The 21226-nt window shown below is 26.3% G+C and carries 11 protein-coding genes, 6 tRNA genes, 1 rRNA gene and 1 other annotated feature; of the genes, 16 read left to right on the forward strand and 2 right to left on the reverse strand.

What is annotated here, in order from left to right; all coding sequences use genetic code 11:
* The 16 genes from rrf to addA form a co-directional block, all read left to right on the forward strand.
* A 5S ribosomal RNA gene (gene rrf, locus BUA70_RS06560) occupies positions 1–95 on the forward strand; the annotation flags it as partial.
* 7 nt (positions 96–102) lie between these two features.
* Positions 103–179, forward strand: a tRNA-Ile gene (locus BUA70_RS06565).
* A gap of 5 nt (positions 180–184) precedes the next feature.
* Positions 185–260: transfer RNA gene (locus BUA70_RS06570), tRNA-Ala, on the forward strand.
* Between the two features lie 243 nt (positions 261–503).
* Positions 504–1022, forward strand: coding sequence for an HD domain-containing protein (locus BUA70_RS06575; RefSeq protein ID WP_072895174.1), 519 nt, complete (start codon positions 504–506; stop codon positions 1020–1022).
* 29 nt (positions 1023–1051) lie between these two features.
* Positions 1052–3715 carry a UPF0182 family protein gene (locus tag BUA70_RS06580; RefSeq protein ID WP_072895178.1) on the forward strand — a complete coding sequence of 888 codons (2664 nt, stop codon included), beginning with the start codon at positions 1052–1054 and terminating at the stop codon, positions 3713–3715.
* A gap of 159 nt (positions 3716–3874) precedes the next feature.
* Entirely contained in the window at positions 3875–5269 is a 1395-nt protein-coding gene (locus tag BUA70_RS06585; protein ID WP_072895181.1) for an NAD(P)/FAD-dependent oxidoreductase, read from the forward strand.
* A gap of 12 nt (positions 5270–5281) precedes the next feature.
* Complete coding sequence (locus BUA70_RS06590; RefSeq protein WP_072895185.1) at positions 5282–5518, forward strand: DUF1667 domain-containing protein; 237 nt, start codon at positions 5282–5284, stop codon at positions 5516–5518.
* A gap of 63 nt (positions 5519–5581) precedes the next feature.
* Positions 5582–5785: a binding site (T-box leader), on the forward strand.
* Positions 5786–5850: 65 nt separating this feature from the next.
* Positions 5851–7131: a serine--tRNA ligase gene (serS, locus tag BUA70_RS06595; RefSeq protein ID WP_072895188.1), complete on the forward strand. Its 1281-nt coding sequence runs from the start codon at positions 5851–5853 to the stop codon at positions 7129–7131.
* Between the two features lie 193 nt (positions 7132–7324).
* Positions 7325–7415: transfer RNA gene (locus tag BUA70_RS06600), tRNA-Ser, on the forward strand.
* A gap of 35 nt (positions 7416–7450) precedes the next feature.
* Positions 7451–7541, forward strand: a tRNA-Ser gene (locus BUA70_RS06605).
* A 456-nt stretch (positions 7542–7997) separates the two neighbouring features.
* Positions 7998–8088 (forward strand) — tRNA-Ser (locus tag BUA70_RS06610).
* 28 nt (positions 8089–8116) lie between these two features.
* Positions 8117–8207 (forward strand) — tRNA-Ser (locus tag BUA70_RS06615).
* 148 nt (positions 8208–8355) lie between these two features.
* Positions 8356–10431 (forward strand): hypothetical protein, encoded by a 2076-nt coding sequence (locus BUA70_RS06620; RefSeq protein ID WP_072895192.1) that lies wholly within the window; start codon positions 8356–8358, stop codon positions 10429–10431.
* Between the two features lie 348 nt (positions 10432–10779).
* Entirely contained in the window at positions 10780–11313 is a 534-nt protein-coding gene (locus tag BUA70_RS06625; protein ID WP_072895195.1) for a GNAT family N-acetyltransferase, read from the forward strand.
* A gap of 133 nt (positions 11314–11446) precedes the next feature.
* On the forward strand, positions 11447–14923 hold the full coding sequence (gene addB, locus BUA70_RS06630) for a helicase-exonuclease AddAB subunit AddB (protein ID WP_072895198.1): 3477 nt from the start codon (positions 11447–11449) through the stop codon (positions 14921–14923).
* Complete coding sequence (gene addA, locus BUA70_RS06635) at positions 14910–18689, forward strand: helicase-exonuclease AddAB subunit AddA (RefSeq protein WP_072895202.1); 3780 nt, start codon at positions 14910–14912, stop codon at positions 18687–18689. Before addB ends, addA begins: the two co-directional genes overlap by 14 nt.
* A gap of 189 nt (positions 18690–18878) precedes the next feature.
* Here addA and BUA70_RS06640 read toward each other — a convergent pair whose 3' ends face one another.
* Together BUA70_RS06640 and BUA70_RS06645 are read right to left on the reverse strand one after the other, a co-directional pair.
* Complete coding sequence (locus BUA70_RS06640) at positions 18879–19823, reverse strand: AEC family transporter (protein WP_072895206.1); 945 nt, start codon at positions 19821–19823, stop codon at positions 18879–18881.
* A 23-nt stretch (positions 19824–19846) separates the two neighbouring features.
* Positions 19847–21187, reverse strand: coding sequence for a CCA tRNA nucleotidyltransferase (locus tag BUA70_RS06645; protein ID WP_072895209.1), 1341 nt, complete (start codon positions 21185–21187; stop codon positions 19847–19849).
* Between the last annotated feature and the right edge of the window lie 39 nt (positions 21188–21226).

The raw sequence follows: 21226 nt of genomic DNA on the forward strand, positions 1-21226 counted from the left end.
TTACACCCGTTCCCATACCGAACACGAAGGTTAAGATTTAAACGGTCGATGGTACTGCTTGGGCGACTGAGTGGGAGAGTAGATGGTTGCCAGGTTAGTTTTGGATCTTTAGCTCAGTTGGTTAGAGCAACCGGCTCATAACCGGTAGGTCCGGGGTTCGAGTCCCTGAAGGTCCACCATTTTTGGGGGTATAGCTCAGCTGGGAGAGCACCTGCCTTGCACGCAGGGGGTCAGGAGTTCGAATCTCCTTACCTCCACCAAAAAGTAAGCTATGAACAGAAGTTCATAGCTTTTTTTGTACATAATTTTATATTATAACAAGTTTTAATAATTGCTATATCTAATTATAAATTATTATATATTTAGATTTATAACTTTAAAAATTCAACTAGTTATTTTTATATAAGTGAATATTTTTAAAATAAATTATTAAAAATGCTTTAAATAAATTCCAAATTATGTTACCGTATTGTATATATTTGTTTATATTAAGGAGTTTTAAAATGATTATCTATAGAGTTAAACAATTTATATGGGCATTTACTTCTATATTTAAAGAGATAGATAAAGAGTATATATCTAGGTATTTAAACGATGAGGAGAAGTTACTATTTAATAAATTAAAAAAATCAGATAAGGCTCATAGTATTAGAGTATCAAAAGAAAATTTAAATTTATTAGAGAGAGATTTTAATAAAGGAAATTTAAGTGAAGAAGATTTAGCTAAAGTTGGACTATTACATGATATAGGAAAAATAGATAGACCTTTAAATATATTTGAAAAGTCTATAATCGTTATATTAGATAAAATAACTAAGGGGAAGTTAAAAAAATATAATAATATAAAGCTTATAGATATTTATTATAATCATTCTAAAAGGGGAGTAGAGATTTTAAAAAACTATAATAACAATATATATTCATATGAATTTTTAGAGGCTATAGAATATCATCATATGAAAAATATTAATATAAACAATAAGATTCTTGTAATTTTAAGAGAAAGTGATAATAAAAATTAATTTTATAATAAAGAGGGGGATAATAATTTATGAAAAAAAATATAGCCATTATTATAGCTATATTAGTATCTTTAATAGGCTTATTTTTCTTAAGTTCTAATGTTATTATAAATATTCAGTGGTTTAAAGAAATTGGATATTTAAACGTTTATTTTACTAAGATTATTGCTATTTTAAAATTAATGATTCCAATTTTTTTAATATGTTTTTTAATTATATACTTTTATGGAAAGAGTATAGTTAAAAAAGTATTAGGAGTTATAGGTGATGAAAAGAAAAAACAAATATATAAGATAAATATAATAGTATCATTAATCACATCTTTAGTTTTAGCATATGGCACAGCGTCAACCTATTGGTATAGGATACTTCAATTTACTAATTCAGTAGAGTTTAATTATAAAGATCCATTATTTAATAATGATATTTCATTTTATGTTTTTAAATTACCTTTATTACAATCACTTTATAGTTTATTAATAATATTATTAATTGCATTAATAGTAATAACTTTTTTATCTTTTATTTTAATAAATGTAAAAGATAAAATTTTTTCAACAAATTTTAATTATAATAGTGCAAGGGATGTATTTAAATATTTTGCAGGAAAACAACTTGCAGTACTTGTATCTGCGTTTATGATAGTTATATCAATAGGATATATATTAAAGTCTTATAGTTTATTGTATAGTCCTAGAGGGGTTGTATATGGAGCAGGTTATGCAGATGTAAAGATAACTTTATTATTTTATAGAGTCATTTTCATAGTAAGTATAATTGCAGCAATAGTTGTTTTTATAAGTATAAAAAAGTTAAAAATAAAACCAATTATATTTTCTGCTGTATCTATATTGGCATTAATAGTTATAGAACCTATAGTTGCTAATGTATTTCACAGCTTTATAGTTAAATCTAATGAAATGGAGCTAGAAAAACCTTATATATCAAATCATATTGAAGCTACTAGAATGGCTTTTAATATTAATGGTATAGAAGAAAGGGAATTTGCACCTAAATATGATTTAAATAATGAGCAATTAAGTCAAAATAAAGATATAATTGAAAATTTAAAAGTTAATTCAATGCTTCCAGTTTTAACTTTTTATAATCAAGTTCAAGTAATAAAGAATTTTTATGAATTTTATGATGGAGATACAGATAGATATAATATAAATGGAGATTATACTCAAGTATTTTTAGCACCTAGGGAAATTGATTATAATGGCATAACTACATGGCAGAATAAACATTTAAGATACACTCATGGCTATGGAGTTACTATGAGTAAGGTTAATTCTGTTACATCAGAAGGACAACCAGATTTTCTTATGAAGGATATACCAACAAATAATATTACAGATATACCCTTAGATAATCCTAGAATATATTTTGGAGAGGGAAATTTAGATTATGCTATAGTAAATACAGATGTTGAAGAATTTGATTATCCAAGCGGTGGAGAAAATAAAACAAACAAATATGAGGGTGAATCTGGTATACCTATGAATTTTTTAAATAGAATTTTATTTAGTATAAATGAAAAGAGTATAAGAATACTTTTTTCTAGTGATATAAATAATGATAGTAAAATTCTTTTAAATAGAAATATAGTAGAAAGAGCAAAGAAAATAGCTCCATTTTTAGATTATGATAGTGATCCTTATATTGTTATAGATGAAGGAAAATTATTTTGGATTATAGATGCCTATACTACAACAGATAAATTTCCTTATTCAAAACCTTATGATAAGAAATTTAACTATATAAGAAATTCTGTAAAAGTTGTTATAGATGCATATAATGGAGATACAAATTTTTATTTAGTAGATAAAAATGATCCTATAGCCGTAAGCTATTCTAAGATATTTAAGGGGTTATTTAATGATGTAGAAAGTGCTCCAAATGGAATAAGAAATCACTTTAAATATCCTCAAAACTTATTTGATATTCAATGTAATGTTTTAGGTAAGTATCATATGACAAATCCAACAGTATTTTTTACTGAAGAGGATGTATGGGAAGTTTCATCAAATATAAATGAAATAGAGGGAAAAGAAAATACTAACGAAGCTCTTTATATGATGACAAGATTGCCAGGAGAGAAAAATTTAGAGATGCTTTTATTTGAATATTTTAATATAAAGGGTAAGCAGAATATGGTTTCTCTTCTATCAGCTAGAATGGATGGAGATAATTATGGAGAGTTAATACTATATAGATTTCCACCGGATAAAACAGTATATAGTCCTGTTTTATTTAAAAATAAAATAAGAACAGATTCTGATATATCTAAAGAAATAAGTTTATGGCAGGGAAAAGGAGCCAAAGTTGATTATGGGGATACAGTAATATTACCTATAAATGAATCACTACTATATTTAGAAACTATATATTTAAAAGCAGATTCAGAAAATTCTCTTCCAGAGGTAAAGAAAATAATAGTATCTGATGGTGAACAAATAGTAGGAGCTAATACTGTTGAAGAAGCTTTAGGGCTTTTATTTGGATATAAGGATGGAAAGAACAATAATTTAAATAATAATCAAGAAAACAATATTTCTAATAGCAATGTAAAAAAGGCAAAACAACTTTATGATAATGCTATAAATGCACAAAAATCAGGAAATTGGGCTGATTATGGAAAGTATATTGAGGAATTAGGGAAATTTTTAGAATCATTAGATTCTGAGTAATAATAAATTTGGAAACATAAAGATTTTAAAATTTTTATGTTTCTTTTTTGTATTTATAATATTAATACTTATTTAATATTATAAATCCTCATAAGTATTCAAGTGAGAAAGTATGATATAATTTTAGGTGTTATATTTTATATAAATTAGGAGGGTACAATGGATTATGATGTTTTGATATTAGGTGGTGGCATAGTAGGTTGTGCTGTTGCTTATGAATTATCAAAATACAATTTAAATATTGCGGTAATTGAAAAGGATTTTGATATTGCAGATGATATATCATTTATAAATACAACTGTAGTTTATGATGGACTAGAAGCTAGCGATGATCTTATGAGTAAACTAGAAGCTAAAGGAAATTATATGATAGAAGAGGTAGCTACTAAATTTAAAGTACCATTTAAAAGAACAGGATCTCTTCATATTGCTGAAAATGATGAGCAAGTTAAAAAGCTAGAGGAAATTTATAATAGAGCTTTAAGAAGAGGAATAGATAATATTTATCTAGTAGATCCAGATTATATTAATGAAGTAGAGCCAAATTTAAATATAAAAATAAAAAAAGCTTTATATTCTAGAAATACAGCAGTTATATCTCCTTATGATTTAGCTATATCTTATGCTGAAGTAGCTTTTGATAATGGAGTTAACTTTAAACTAGAAGAAATAGTTCAAGATATTAAAAAGGGCGCTAATGGATTTAATATAACAACAAATAAAAATAAGTTTTCTTGTAGGGTAGTTGTAAATACTATACCAGGAGATAACTATACTATAGATATGGACAGAATGAAATTTAAAGAACCAGATGCTAATATAAATTATGTTTTGTTAGAAGATAATGAAAACATAAATCTATCTAATGTGGTTTTTAAATTAGAGGAAAATGGAGAGACTGTTCTAGAAGCACCTTTGTTATCTGGTGGAACTTTAGCTGCTGTAAGAAGTAAAAAGCGCTTAAAGTTTAACGAAACAATAAATAAAATAAAAAAGGTATTACCTAACATCACTAAAAGAGATGTAAATAACATTTTAAGTGATAGTTTTCATAAAGACTTAATATTGATTGATGATAATAATTTTAGTAAAGGTTATATAAAGGTTACAGGAAAGCATTATGCAGAAGTGACTATAGCACCATCTATATCTAATATGATTTGTGAAACTATAGTAAATAATTTAAATTGTAGCATAAAGAAAAATTTTATAGATAAAAGAAGAGAATATTATAGATTTAGAAATATGACGAGAAGTGAAAGAAATGAAATAATAGCTTTAGATAAAAGATATGGAAAAATAATATGTCTTTGTAACCAAGTGACAGAGGGAGAAATTGTTGAGAGTATAAGAAGACCTTTAGGAGCTAGAACTGTTGAAGGAGTAAAGAGAAGAACAGGAGCTACATTTGGTAATTGTCATGGTGCTTATTGTATAAGTAAGATAATAGATATATTAGCAAGAGAAATGGATAAGAGTCCTACAGAAATAGTAGAAGACTCTAAAAACTCTAAAGTTTTAGCCTCTAGAATAAAAGAATTTGAAGATATGTAGGGAGGAATAACGTTGAAGGAAAAAGATATTTTTACAAGTCTTGTTAGAATTAAAGGATCTAAAAGATATAATGTTGTTCCTGTTAGAAGTAGCAAAATAGTTGATAAAAAATTATGGATTGAAATATCAAAGGTATTAAGTAGGATATACATAGGATTACCTATTAAAAGAGGAGATGTTATTTGCAAGAATATACTTAATACAGGTATTGATATAATTTGTACGAAGACTTTAAGTAAAGATGAATAAATTTTATAATATATTGACATTATAACAATAAATGTATATAATAAATTAAAAATTTATTTTTAATTTAAACCGTTGAAGAGGCTAGTAACAATTGTTAATTTTTTAGAGAGTCGATGTTTGGTGTAAATCGATATTTTACATTTGTGAATCCACCTTGGAGGGGCTGTGATGAGCAGTACGGCGGAAGTCGTTAAATTTTTTAACTGAGAGAATGATGCAAATTGCATCATTAATTAGGGTGGCAACGCGGAGTCTTTCGTCCCTATTAATATAGGGATAGAGGCTCTTTTTTATATGTAAAAAATAATGATATACAAGGAAGGGGTAACAATATGTTAGATTTAAAAAAAATAAGAAATAATCCTGAAGAAATAAAAAAAGCCTTATCAAATAGAGGAGAAGATTTTGATGTTTCTGTAATAGATGAAATTATAGGTTTAGATGAGAAAAGAAGAGCTATATTAGTTGAGGTTGAGGCATTAAAGAGCAAGAGAAATCAAGTATCAGCAGAAATTCCAAAGAAGAAAAAAGCAGGTGAAGATGTTTCTTCTATAATGGCTGAAATGAGAGAATTAGGTGACGAAATAAAAGAGCATGATATTAAAGTATCAGAAATAGATGAAAAGATAAATTATATAATGCTAAGAATTCCTAATATTCCAAATCCACAAGTGCCAGATGGAGAAACAGATGCTGATAATATAGAAATTAAAAGATGGGGAGAACCAACTGAATTTGATTTTGAACCAAAGGCTCACTGGGATTTAGGTACAGATCTTGATATACTTGATTTTGAAAGAGCTAGTAAGATAACAGGATCAAGATTTACTGTATATAAAACGTTAGGAGCAAGATTAGAAAGATCAATAATAAATTACTTTTTAGATAAGCATACATTGGAAAATGGTTATACAGAAGTACTTCCTCCATATATGGTTAACAGAGAAAGTATGACAGGAACAGGTCAATTACCTAAGTTTGAAGAGGACGCATTTAAAGTAGAGAACAATGGATACTTTTTAATTCCAACAGCAGAAGTTCCAGTAACCAATATGTATAGAAACGAAACATTAAAGGGAGATGAGCTTCCTATAAAACATGCTGCATATTCAGCTTGCTTTAGAGCGGAAGCTGGTTCAGCTGGAAGAGATACAAGAGGATTAATAAGACAACATCAATTTAATAAAGTTGAATTAGTTAAGTTCTGTAAACCAGAGGAATCATATAGTGAATTAGATAAATTAGTGCAAGATGCAGAATCAGTTCTTCAAGGATTAGGATTACCATATAGAATAGTTAGAATATGTAAGGGTGATTTAGGATTTACAGCAGCATTAAAATATGACATAGAAGTATGGATGCCAAGTTATGGTAGATATGTTGAAATATCAAGCTGCTCAAACTTTGAAGATTTCCAAGCTAGAAGAGCTAATATTAAATATAAAGAAACTCCAAAGGATAAACCACAATTTGTTCATACATTAAATGGTTCAGGAGTTGCTATAGGAAGAACAGTTGCGGCTATTTTAGAAAACTTCCAACAAAAAGATGGTTCAGTAGTTGTACCAGAGGCTTTAAGACAATATATGAGATGTGATGTTATAAGCAAATAATTTGTATTATAATTATAGATAAAATTAATAGTTATTTTAAAATCATAGTTTTAGTAAATCTTATATTGACTAAAACTATGATTTTTCTATATAAAAACTAAATTTTATTATATTTATAATATATTGATATAAATTTAAAAAAATATGTTGACAAATATTTTTTTAGTTGTTATAATAATTTTCGTAATGACACGGAGAGATGGTCGAGTTGGTTTAAGGCACCGGTCTTGAAAACCGGCGTACGGGTGACCGTACCGTGGGTTCGAATCCCACTTTCTCCGCCATTTTTTTTTTACAAAAAATTAATTTTGTAGAACTTGGAGGAATACTCAAGAGGCCGAAGAGGCGCCCCTGCTAAGGGCGTAGGTCGGGCAACTGGCGCGAGGGTTCAAATCCCTCTTCCTCCGCCAAAGCATTTAGTTTAAAACTAAGTGCTTTTTTTATTTTAATTTATATAAATTACTTATGATTATAATGAATTATTTTAAATTCTTTAACTGTTATTAATATTTAAGTTATGATTTATTTTAATGCAATAATCTATATATTGTTTATTTATTAGAAATTATAATATCAATTTATAAAATAAATTTTATTTAATAAGAAATAACTGTTAATTAAAGTAAATAACAACTAAATTAAAAAATAATAATTAGAAACAATCAATAATTAAAAATAATTATTAGTTTTAATTATAAAAGTTATTATAAGAATAAAGTGGTAATAATGTATATATACATGAATTTAGTAAAAATTTTTATGTTTTTAAAGAATTTAATTATTTATAACCATATAAATGAAAAAAATTTAAATGATAATGTTGACATTTTTTTAATTAGTTATTATAATATGTATTGTGACTTGATGGAGAGATGGTCGAGTTGGTTTAAGGCACCGGTCTTGAAAACCGGCGTACGGGTGACCGTACCGTGGGTTCGAATCCCACTTTCTCCGCCATTTTTATATATTTAAAATTGTAGGACTTGGAGGAATACTCAAGAGGCCGAAGAGGCGCCCCTGCTAAGGGCGTAGGTCGGGCAACTGGCGCGAGGGTTCAAATCCCTCTTCCTCCGCCAAAAATAAAACACTTAGTAATTACTAAGTGTTTTATTTTTTATATCACTAGAAAATATTGCAAATTATTGTATTTAATTGTATAATTCAAATATTAACATATATTGAAAATTATATTAATAATAGAAATCTATGAAAGGGAATATGTAAATGAAGGACAAAAAATTTATTACTTTTACATTAGTAAGTATTTTTATAAGTACAAATTTTACAATAGCCAATGCAAGAACTGTAGGATTTGGTGATATAAATAAAGATAGTAATATTATAACTGAAAACCATCATGTAAATGATAACAATAATTTAATTGATGGTAATATTAAAAATAATAATATTAGTAAAGAAAATAATAGTAATAATAAAGAAGAATCGCAAAATAGTGATTCTCAAATTAATGACAATAATAATATAGATAATAATATAAACAAAGAAAATGAAAATAATGATGAAGATAAAAATTTAGAAGACAAAAATTTAAATGAAGATAATCAATCCAACATAGAAAATAGTATAAATAATAATAAAGATAATGGTAAAGACAATATAAAAAATGGATGGGTAGAAGAGAATAATAATAAATACTATTATAAAGACAACCATAAGATATTAGGATGGATTGATCTACATGGAGATAAATATTATTTAGATAGTAATAATTATGGGGCCATGGCTAAAAGGTGGAACTATATAAATAATAAGTGGTATTACTTTAATGAAGATGGAAAAATGTTAAAGGGATGGTTACTAGATAATGGTACATGGTATTATTTAGATGAAGATGGAACTATGAAAACAGGCTGGTTTAGTGATGGAAGCCATTGGTATTATCTATATCCAACAAGTGGAGCTATGGCTACCGGATGGGTTAAAGATGGTGAAGATTGGTATTATTTAAATAGTAGTGGATATATGCAAACAGGATGGTTAAATCTAGGAGGTACATGGTACTATTTAAATTCTTCAGGAAGAATGCAGACAGGCTGGTTTAGTGATGGAAGCCATTGGTATTATCTATATCCATCAAATGGAGCTATGGCTATCGGATGGGTTAAAGATGGTGAAGATTGGTATTATTTAAATAGTAGTGGATATATGCAAACAGGATGGTTAAATCTAGGAGGCACGTGGTACTACTTAAATTCTTCAGGAAAAATGAAGACAGGCTGGTTTAGTGATGGAAGCTATTGGTATTATCTATATCCAACAAGTGGAGCTATGGCTACCGGGTGGGTTAAAGATGGTGAAGATTGGTATTATTTAAATAGTAGTGGGTATATGCAAACAGGATGGTTAAATCTAGGAGGTACATGGCACTATTTAAATTCTTCAGGAAAAATGGAGACAGGCTGGTTTAGTGACGGAAGTCATTGGTATTATTTATATCCATCGAGTGGAGCTATGGCTACCGGTTGGATTTTGGATAATAATAATTGGTATTACTTATATAATAGTGGGGCTATGGCCTGTGATAATATTATAAATGGATGGTATGTAAATAATCAGGGAATTTGCAAGGATAAGGTTATAGAAAACATTAATTATGGAACAAGTGGATATGGAAGAAATTTAGATGCATATAAAATAGGAAGTGGATCTAAAAGCTTAGTTGCAGTATTTGAAGTTCATGGATATGAAGATGCTTGGGCAGGAGATGGAAATGAATTAGTAAAGATAGCTAATGATTTAATTTATGATTTAGCATTAAGATTTGGTAGATATGGTGGTATTAATGATTGGTCAGTTTATATAATTCCGTCAGCAAATCCTGATGGATTAATAGATGGTTGGACTAATAATGGACCTGGAAGAACTACAGTAAAGCATGGAGTAGATATTAATAGATCATTCCCAACTGGATTTAGGCCAAGATATGATGGAAGAAATTATACAGGAGCAATTAGTTTAGGAACTCCAGAGTCTAAATATCTATATAATTTTATAAGCAGTATAAATAATAAATCTACAGAATCAGTTTTATTAGATGTTCATGGATGGGAAAATAAAACAATAGGATCTTATCAAGTTGGTAGGTATTTTGATGAACAATTTGGTTTTAGAAATATAGATGCTTATCCAGGTGGATTTTTAATATCTTGGGGAAACTCAATAGGAATGAAATCTAACCTAGTTGAATTACCTTATCCAAGTTCAAGTTATGATATAAAGGTTAAGGATTTTAAAGGAAGAATGTTAAGAGCATTTATAAACCTTATGGAAGGTATGTAGTATAGATTTAAAATATAGTATTCTATATAAACTATTTAAAATAAAAGAACTATGAAATAAACAAGATTTTAAATCTAATTTCATAGTTTTTTTTATTATATAAATCTTATAAGGATAATTATTATATATATAAATAAAATAATAATTTACTGCACATAATTAAATATAAATTTTAATGATAATTGGATTTTAATTGTGACTAAGAAGGATATTAAAACATCAAAGGCATTTAAAACATATTTTGACCATATATAAAAGAAAATAGAATTTTAAAGGTTTTTTAATAGAGTTATAATTATAATAGAAATGAATAAAGGGAATATTGCCTTTATATAGGAGGGGTGTTTTTTGCTTAAGGGAGAGAAGATTTATTTAAGATCTGTAGAGAAAAGGGATATGAGTATATTTTATAGCTTTTGTGAGGAAGAGGAAGTTCGCAAATTTGATGGTGGTCATAAGATAATGCCAGCATTAGAAAGAGTAATGCAATCTTTTGATGAAATGACTAATAACAGAAGAGATGCATTAAGTATAATAAATGAAAAGAATGTATTAGTTGGATATATGACATTTAAAGAAAAAATGGATACTATAAATGTTTATTCTATAGGCATAACTATAGGATCTAGGTATTGGAATAGGGGATATGGAAAAGATTCTATAAAAACTTTATTAGATTATTTATTTATGTATAGAGCAGCTCAGAGAGTTGAACTAGAAGTTGTAGATTATAATGAAAGGGCTATAAATTGTTATAAAAGTTGTGGGTTTATAAAAGAAGGAACTAAAAGAAAAAGTTATTTTTCAAATGGAAAGTATCATGATGTATTTATGATGGGAATACTTAGTGAAGAATATAAGGATGGCGTTATAAAAGAATAGGGTTTTTAACACTGATTTTGTAAAAAATCAGTGTTTTTTTATTTAGAAATGTATTATAAATAAATGATAAAATAAAACTATATGGAGAAAATAAATGATAAATTAATTCTCATAAATTTTAGGAGAGTGTACTATGGGTTTAAAATTAATATATGGAAGAGCTGGTAGTGGAAAGAGTCATTATTGTATAGATGAAATAAAGAAAAAGATTAATAACAATAGAAAATTAATATTACTTGTGCCAGAGCAATTTACATTTCAGACAGAGACTAAATTACTTAGAGAAATTGGAGAAACGAGTGTTATAAATGCAGAAGTTTTGAGCTTTAAGAGAATGGCGTATAGAGTTTTTAATGAATGTGGTGGAATTACTCATGACAGAATGAAAGATGCTGGAAAAAGTATGCTTATATATAAAATACTACAGGATTTAAATGATGAAATGACTGTATTTAATAAATCAGCAAATAAGCAAGGATTTATAGATATAGTATCTAAAACAGTAACAGAATTCAAAAAGTATAATATTACCCAGGAAATATTAGGAGAAACAATCGATAGTCTTCATAAAGAGGAAGATGAACTTAAAAATAAATTACAAGATTTAAAAAAATTATTTGATGAGTTTAACTTTAAAATTAGCAAAAATTATATAGATACTGATGATGAACTTACTATGTTAGCAGAAAAATTAGACTTTTGTAATATTTATGATGGAGCAGAAATTTGGGTAGATGAGTTTACAACATTTACTCCACAACAGATGTCTGTACTTACAAAGCTTTTAAGAAGATGTAAGAGAGTTAATATAACTTTAGTTTCAGATGGAGAAAATAATGGTAATTTAGAAACGGATATATTTAATGTTACTAAAAGTACAGAAAGAAGACTTATAAAACTTATAGAAGAAAATAAAATTCCTTTTGATGGGGTAAAAAATTTAAATAAAAAGAAAAATCCTAGATTTAAAAATAGTGAAGAATTAGCTTATCTAGAATCTCATTTCTTTTCTTATCCTTTTAAGGCTTATAAGGATAAGACTAAAGATATAAGAATTTATAAGGCTAATAATAGTTATGATGAATTTAATTGGATTGCAAAGGATATTATTCGTCTTGTTCGTGATGAAGGTTATAGATTTAAAGATATTTCTGTAGTTTGTAGAAGTATAGATAATTATGAAAAGATATCTTCAGTAATTTTTTCAGAATATGATATACCTTATTTTATAGATAAAAAAATAGCTGTAACTAGTAATCCATTAATAGTTTTAATTAGTTCAGTTTTTGAAATTTATTTAAAAAATTGGAACTATGAAAGTGTCTTTAGATATTTAAAAACTGGCTTAACTTCAATAGATAAAGACTATATAGATATTATAGAAAATTATGTTTTAGCTAAAGGAATAAAAGGAGCTAAATGGAGAGAAGAGTGGTGGAGTTATCCTGTTTATGAAAATTCAAAGAAAAGTGATGAACCTTCTATTGAAGAAACTCAACTATTAAACACAATTAATGATATAAAAGATTTAATTAGGAAGCCTCTTATTAATTTCTTTGAAAGTTTAAAAAAATCTAAGACTTTAAGAGATAAATGTGAGTTATTATATGACTTTTTATTAAATTTAGGTGTATTAAGTAAAATAGATTCCTTATCTAAGGAATTTGAAGAAAAGGAAATAATGGATAAGGCTAAAGAATATTCTCAAATTCAAGATATAGTTATGGAAGTATTAGATCAAATGGTTGAAGTTTTAGGAAATGAGGAAATTACAAATAAGGAATTTATAAAAATTCTTCAAGTAGGATTTGAAAAATATGAAATGGGAGTTATACCTCTTTCTTTAGATCAAGTGAATATAGGAGATATTGCAAGAATTAGAAGTAGAGATGTTAAAGCTTTATATATAGTTGGAGTAAATGATGGAATTTTACCTTCTGCTAACAAAGAAGAAGGTATACTTTCAGATAAAGATAGAGAGGTTTTAAGTAATAAAGGAGTAGATTTAGCTTCTGATACAAAAACTAAAGCTTTTGAAGAACAGTTTTTAGTATACACAGCACTAACTATTGCTACAAATTATTTAGTTATAACATATCCATTAGCAGATTTTGAAGGTAAGGCTTTGAGACCATCTATAATAGTTCCGAGACTTAAAAAGATATTTCCTTATTTAAAAGAAGAAAGTGAAATATTTAAAGTTCAAAGGGATAAGTATGAAAAAATATCTTCTCCTAAACCAACTTTTAATAATCTTATAGAAGCTTTAAGAAGAGAGTATGATGATAAAAGTATAGAAAGTTATTGGGGGGAAGTTTACAGTTGGTATAAAGATAATGATCAATGGAAAGAAAAGTCTAAGAGAATGATAGAAGGATTATTTTATAGTAATCAAGCTGAAGATGTAGATAAGGAAAAAATTAAAGCTTTATATAGTTCAGCAAAAAATAAAAATAAATTTTTATTTAATGTATCAAGAATAGAAAAATATGCTCAATGCCCTTTTGCTTATTATATTAAATATGGACTTAAGGCAAAAGATAGAAAAATATATGAATTTACAGCTCCAGACTTAGGAAGTTTTATGCATGAAATTTTAGATAAATTTACAAACTATATAAGAAATAACAAGTTAAATTGGGGTGAATTAGAAAAAGAGCAGTGTGAAAAATTAATTTCTAATTTAGTTGAAGAGGAAATCACGGAAAATTCCTTAAGTATTTTAAATAGTAATAAGAGATATCAGTATTTTACTAATAGATTTAAAAGAATTTTAACTAAGTCAGTTACTGTAATATCAGAGCATATAAAAAGAAGTGATTTTAAAATATTTAAAAATGAATTTGAGTTTGGAAACTTTAAAGATAGTGAACCAATAAAGTTAAATATATCTAAAGATGAAGAAGTATTATTAACAGGAAGAATAGATAGAATAGATACTTTAGATTTAGATGGTAATACTTATATAAAAATAATAGATTATAAGTCTGGTAGCAAAGAGTTTAATTTAAATGAATTATACTATGGTCTTCAAATACAGCTTTTAGTTTATTTAGATGCTATTCTTAAAAACTCTAAATATTTATTAGAAAAGCAAGCAGTACCTGGAGCTATACTTTATTTTAAGATTGATGACCCAATAATTAAAAGTGATATAGATTTAAGTGATGAAGAGATAAAAGAAAAGATATTAAAAAAATTAAAGATGAATGGATTATTGTTAAAGGATGCAGATGTAGTAAGGTCTATGGATAATAGTATAGAGAGTATCTCTTTAATAATACCTGCAAGCTTTAATAAGGATGGAAGTTTCTCAAAAAGAAGTTCTGTTATTACTGAAGAGGATTTTTTGGTATTAAGAAAATATGTAAATGATAAAATGATAGAATTGTGCAATGAGATGTTAAGTGGAAAAATAAAAATAGAACCTACAAAAGATGGAGATTTTTCATACTGTAGTTATTGTGATTATGGATGTATATGTCAATTTGATACTGGGATAAAAGAAAATAAATATAATATCATAGGTAAAAAAAGTGATGATGAAATATGGAATAATATATTACAAAAAGTAAATTGCAAAGGTGGTGAGGATAATGGCGGAAACTAAGTGGACAAATGAACAGTTAAATGCAATAAATGTTAGAGGGTGTAATTTATTAGTAGCAGCAGCAGCAGGTTCTGGAAAAACAGCTGTATTAGTTGAGAGAATAATTAAGATGATTACTAATAAGGATAATCCAATAGATATAGATAAACTATTGGTAGTTACATTTACTAATGCAGCAGCAGCAGAGATGAGAGAAAGAATAGGCGATGCTATTTCTAGGGAACTTGAAAAAGATCCAACTTCAATAGTTCTTCAAAGGCAATTAGCACTTTTAAGTAGAGCTAGTATTACTACCATACATTCTTTTTGCCTCGATGTTATTAAGAATAATTTTCATCATATAGATTTAGATCCTAATTTTAGGATAGGAGATGATACAGAATGTACCTTGCTAAAGTTAGAAGTAATAGAAGAACTTTTTGAAGAAAAATATGAAGAAGATAATGAAGATTTTTTAAGGTTAGTTGAAGCTTATGGAGGAGGAAAAGATGATAAAAGCCTTCAAGATATGATTTTAAAATTATATAACTTTTCTATGAGTGGTCCTAATCCTAAGAAATGGTTAGAAGAAAGAGCGGAAGATTTTAATATAAATGATTTAAATGATCTTAGTGATACAAAGTGGTGGAATATATTATCTGAGACTATAACTATAGAACTTTATGGTATAGTAAAGCTTTTTGAAAAGGCTAAGGATATATGCATAAGTAGTGATGGATTAGAACCTTATATACAAAATCTTGATGATGATTTAATAAAAATAAATAGAATTAAAGAAGCTTTAAGTATTGGAATAGAAGAAACTTATAAAGCTTTTAGTTCTATAAAGTTTACTACTCTAAAAAGAATAAAGAAGGAACTAATAGAAAGAGAAGAGGATCAAAATAAAGTAAAAAAGCTAAGAGATGAAGGAAAAGAAAAAATAAAGAAACTTAATAACGAAATATTTTCATTTACTCCAGAGGAGATGGTAGATGGAATAAAAAAATGTTATTTACCGATAAAAACTTTAACTGATTTAGTTTTATATTTTAAAGATTTATATGATAAGAAAAAAAGAGAAAGAGGAATAATAGACTTTAATGACTTAGAACATTTATGTATAGAGATTCTTAAGGATGGAGAAGAACCATCAAAAGTAGCATTAGATTTTAGAGAAAAGTTTGAAGAAGTATTAGTAGATGAATATCAGGATAGTAATAATGTTCAAGAAACTATAATCAATTTAATATCTAGAAGAAATTTAAAAAATCCTAATGTATTTATGGTAGGAGATGTAAAGCAAAGTATATACAGGTTTAGGCAAGCAAAGCCAGAATTATTTTTAGATAAATATAGCAAGTATTCAGAAGAGGAATATTTTGATAACAGAAAAATAATGCTTTATAAAAACTTTAGAAGTAGGAAAGAAGTAATAAATGGAGTTAACTATATATTTACAATGCTTATGTCTAATATAATTGGTGAATTAGATTATACAGAAAAAGAAGCATTAAATTTAGGAGCTAATTACAAAGAATTATCATTAGAAAATATATATGATATTGATTCAAGTATTAATTTAGATAATGTAAAAATAGCAGGGGATATAGAAGTTAATATTCTAGATAAGAATGAAAGTTTATCTAAAGAAGATCAGCAATCAGAAAATAATAAAGAAAAAGTATTGGATTTAAATGATGGAGATAACGAAGAAGAGGACTTAACTTCTATTCAATTAGAGGGTAGGATAATAGCTAGAAGAATAAAAGAACTAATGGGTTATTCTAATGAAAAAAAGTATTTAGTTTATGATAAAAATATAAATAAATATAGAAATATTAGGTTTAAAGATATAGTAATACTTTTAAGAGCCACAAAGAATTGGTCAGAGGTATTAGTTGAAGAACTTGCTCTTGAGGGAATACCGGTTTATGCAGATACAGGTACAGGATATTTTCAAACTATAGAAATAAGAACTATTATGTCTTTGCTTCAAATAATAGATAATCCAATGCAGGATATACACATAATATCAGCACTAAGATCTCCTATATTTGGTTTTACATCTGAAGAATTAGCAGATTTAAGATTGATAAATAAGGATCAATACTTTTTTAATAATATAAAAGAGGTAGTAAGTAATTTAGATATCAATACTTCTCATGAATTAAGAAGTAAATGTGATTATTTTATAGAATGTTTAGAAAGATGGAGAGAAAAATCTCTTTATATGGCCATTGATGAATTTATATGGTATTTGTATAGTGACACAGGTTACTATGGATATGTAGGAGCTATGCCTAATGGAGTACAAAGACAGGCAAATTTAAGAATATTATTTCAAAGAGCAAAGCAATTTGAAGAAACAAGTTTTAAGGGAGTATTTAACTTTATAAATTTTATAAGTAAGTTAAAAAATTCATCTGGAGATATGGGAAGTGCTAAAATACTTAGTGAAAATGAAGATGTAGTAAGGATAATGAGTATACACAAAAGTAAGGGCTTAGAGTTTCCTGTAGTATTTTTATCTGGAACAGGTAAAAACTTTAATTTAATGGATTTAAATAATGAGATTCTTATACATGAAGAATTAGGTTTCGGCCCAAATTGTATAGATATCCACAGAAGAATAAGTTATAATACTTTAGCAAGAAGTGCTATAAAGAAAAAATGTAAATTAGAGACTCTTTCAGAAGAAATGAGGATATTATATGTTGCTTTTACTAGGGCTAAGGAAAAGTTAATAATTACAGGAGCTAAGGCTAATTTAGAAGATACATTTAGTAAATGGTGTTCTTCAGCATTTCTAAATAAAAATAATATACTACCATCAGAAGTTTCTAAGTGTAAAAGTTATTTAGACTGGATAGGGATATCGTTAGCTAGACATAAGGATGGACAATTAATTAGGGATATTGCCAATGTGGATATATTTTATTCAAATGATGAATTATCCACATGGAGTTTGAGAATTTGGAGCAAGAATGACTTTTCTGTGGATAAAAAACAAGAAAATGTGGATAAAAATAAAGATGATTTGTTTATAAGTAAGCAAGTGGATGAGATAGATAAGGAAATACTTAAAAGATTAGATTTTAATTATAAGTTTAAGGGAGCAACAATACTTCCTTCTAATGTATCTGTATCAGATTTAAAAAGAGCAAATTATGATGAAGATGATAATATGTTAAAAATTTATAAAGATGAAGTCATAAAAAAGCCTAAATTTTTAAGAGAAGAAAAAGGACTATCTGCTGCTGAAAGAGGTACTGCTGTTCATTTTGTTATGCAGCATTTAGATCTTAACAATATAGATACAATAGAAGAAATAAAAAAACAAATACAACAAATGATAGAAGATGAGCTATTAACAGAAGAACAGAGTAAGGCTATATATCCTCCTATGATTTATAAATTTTTTAAAAGTTCTTTAGGAAAAAGAATGCTTAAAGCTTTTAATGATGGGAAAATGATTAGAAGAGAATTACCTTTCTTTACAGAAATACCTGCAGTTTTAGTTAATGAAGAATTACCTAAGGATATATATATAAATGAAAAAATAAGATTACAAGGAATAATAGATTGCTTCTTTGAAGAGGATGATGGAATAGTTTTATTGGACTATAAAACAGACTATGTAGGCGAAGAAGGCAGTAATTCATTAAAAGAAAAGTATGAAATACAAATAAAATATTATAGTAATACTTTAGAGAAAATTTTAAATAAAAAAGTAAAAGAAAAATATTTATATTTATTTTCAAATGGAGAAATAGTTAAATATTAAAAAATATAAGAGCTGAATCAAAATATAAATATAAAAATAATTTAATTACTATAGGTTTATTTTTGATTTAGCTCTTTTTATACCCCAATTAAATAATAATAATGAATATTTCGTAGAGAAACACTTTTAAATATTACTTTGTTTTTCTATGAAATATTATTAGTAAAATCTATAGTTTTTCTTTAGTAATTATAAAATAAAAGTAAATATAAATATATAAATTGGTATAAAGATAAAACTAAATAATAAAGTTACTGGATTCATTATAGTAGCAAACTTATAATCTCCATTATATTTTTTAGACATTATAGCAACTAAATTCATAACAGGCATTGATGCCATAACAATAAATACTTCTTTATTTATTGTTTTAAGGTTTGTGAAAGATAGTATAAATGCCATTAAAATAGGAGCTACAATAAATCTTCCAAAGATAATTGAAATAGATTTTTTATTAAACCTAAAACTTTTTAAATCAACATTACTTAAAATAGAGCCTATAAACATGGCTGCTAAAGGAGTAGTCAAACCTCCAAGGTAAGAAAAACTTTCTAATAAAAACTTAGGAAGTTTAATATTAAGTAAAATTAATAATATTGAAATTATAAATGCAATTAAAGGAGGTGTTATTAGATTTTTTAAATTTTCCAAAGGACAATTTAAATCTTTTTTTTTACAAGTATCTCTTTTTATAAAATATACACCAACAGTCCAAAAGCATAAAGTATTAGCAACATAAAAAGTTAATATATAAGGTAATGCCACATCTTTAAATATAGATAAGCAAACAGGAAGTCCTATAAATATAGAATTAGATAGTGAAAAAAGACAACAAAAAGTTCCCTTTTTATTATTTTCTATATTTAGCATTTTAGTAACTATTATGCCTATTAAAAACATTGAAGATTGACAAATAAAAGCAAAGATTAATGAGAGAAGCATGGCTGAAAACTCCTCCTGACTAAATTTTGTAGTCATATTAGCTATCATAAAAGCAGGTAATGAAATATATATAAGTACTGATGTAATAAAACTATCTGTATGTTTATTACAGATTTTTTTCTTTCCTAAAATATATCCGACAGTTATTAAAATTATTAAAGTTAAAGCTCCGTTAAAAGCGTTAAATATCATAATAAAGCTCCTTTTTAAATAGTTTAGTTATTAATATCTTTCAAGATTTTTTTTGATAAGTTTAACAGGATTTCTTTATTATTTAATTGGGGATTATCTAAAACTTTATCTAATAATATATCTAAAATTTCACCTATGATTTTACCAGGTTTAATATTTAAATAATTAATTAAATCATTACCATTTAAATTTAAATGTTTTGTGCTAATTGGTGCTTTAGAATTTAATATTTCTATGCATTTTGCTTCCATATAATCAACTTTTTCTAAATATAAAAATGGAGGAGCAGTAGCTTTTATATCTTCTTTTTGAAGTGTAAATAAATCAAATATTAAGTTCTCACCAACTCTATTAATCATCTTTTTTAATGTTGAATCTTTAGGGTTAACCAAAACATTCATATGTTCTTTTATAAGTATACAAACTTTATTTATAGTTTCGTTATCAAATTTAAGTCTTTTTAGTATAAATTTAGTTATTTCTTCACTTTTTTTATTGTGACCATAAAAATGACCTATATTATTTTCATCTAAAAAGAAACAATGAGGTTTTCCTATATCATGAAAAAGTGCTGCAAGTCTTAAAATAAGATTAGAAGGTACATTACCTAATACTTGAAGAGTATGATTAAATACATCTTTATTATGATAAGGTGTTCTTTGATCAAATCCTATAGTAACTTCAAGTTCTGGAATAATTAAGTTTAATAAATTACAATTCTTTAAAAGAATTAAACCCTTAGAAGGTGTTTGGCTTAATAGTATTTTAATAAATTCATCTCTTATTCTTTCTATGCTTATATTAGATATAAGATGTCTATTTTCCTTAATAGCTTTAAGGGTATTTTCTTCAATAGAAAAATCTAATTGGCAAGAAAATCTTATAGCCCTAAGAATTCTAAGAGCATCCTCTTTAAATCTTTTATTACTTTCTCCTACAGTTTTTATTATCTTGTTTTTTAAATCTTCTTTTCCGTTAAAAAAGTCTATTAAACCTTCTTTTTCATTATAGGCCATAGCATTTATTGTAAAATCTCTTCTAGATAAATCTTTTTCAATATTAGAAACAAATATAACTTCTTTAGGATGACGATTATCTTTATATTCACCATCAATTCTATAAGTTGTAATTTCAAAGGATTCATTATTTATTAATACAGTTATAGTTCCATGCTTTATTCCAGTAGGAATGGTTTTTTCAAATATATTTATTATATCTTGAGGTAAAGCATTAGTTGCTATATCAAAATCTTTAGGCTTTTTATTCAATAAAAAATCTCTTACAGAGCCGCCTACTATAAAAGCTTCAAAGTTATTTTTATATAATTCACTTATTATATATTTAACATTATTAGAAATTTGCATTTATTTTCACTCCTTTTCATATTTATATTCTATCAAAAA

The sequence above is a fragment of the Clostridium fallax genome, assembly GCF_900129365.1.
Classification (GTDB): Bacteria; Bacillota; Clostridia; order Clostridiales; family Clostridiaceae; genus Clostridium_AH; species Clostridium_AH fallax.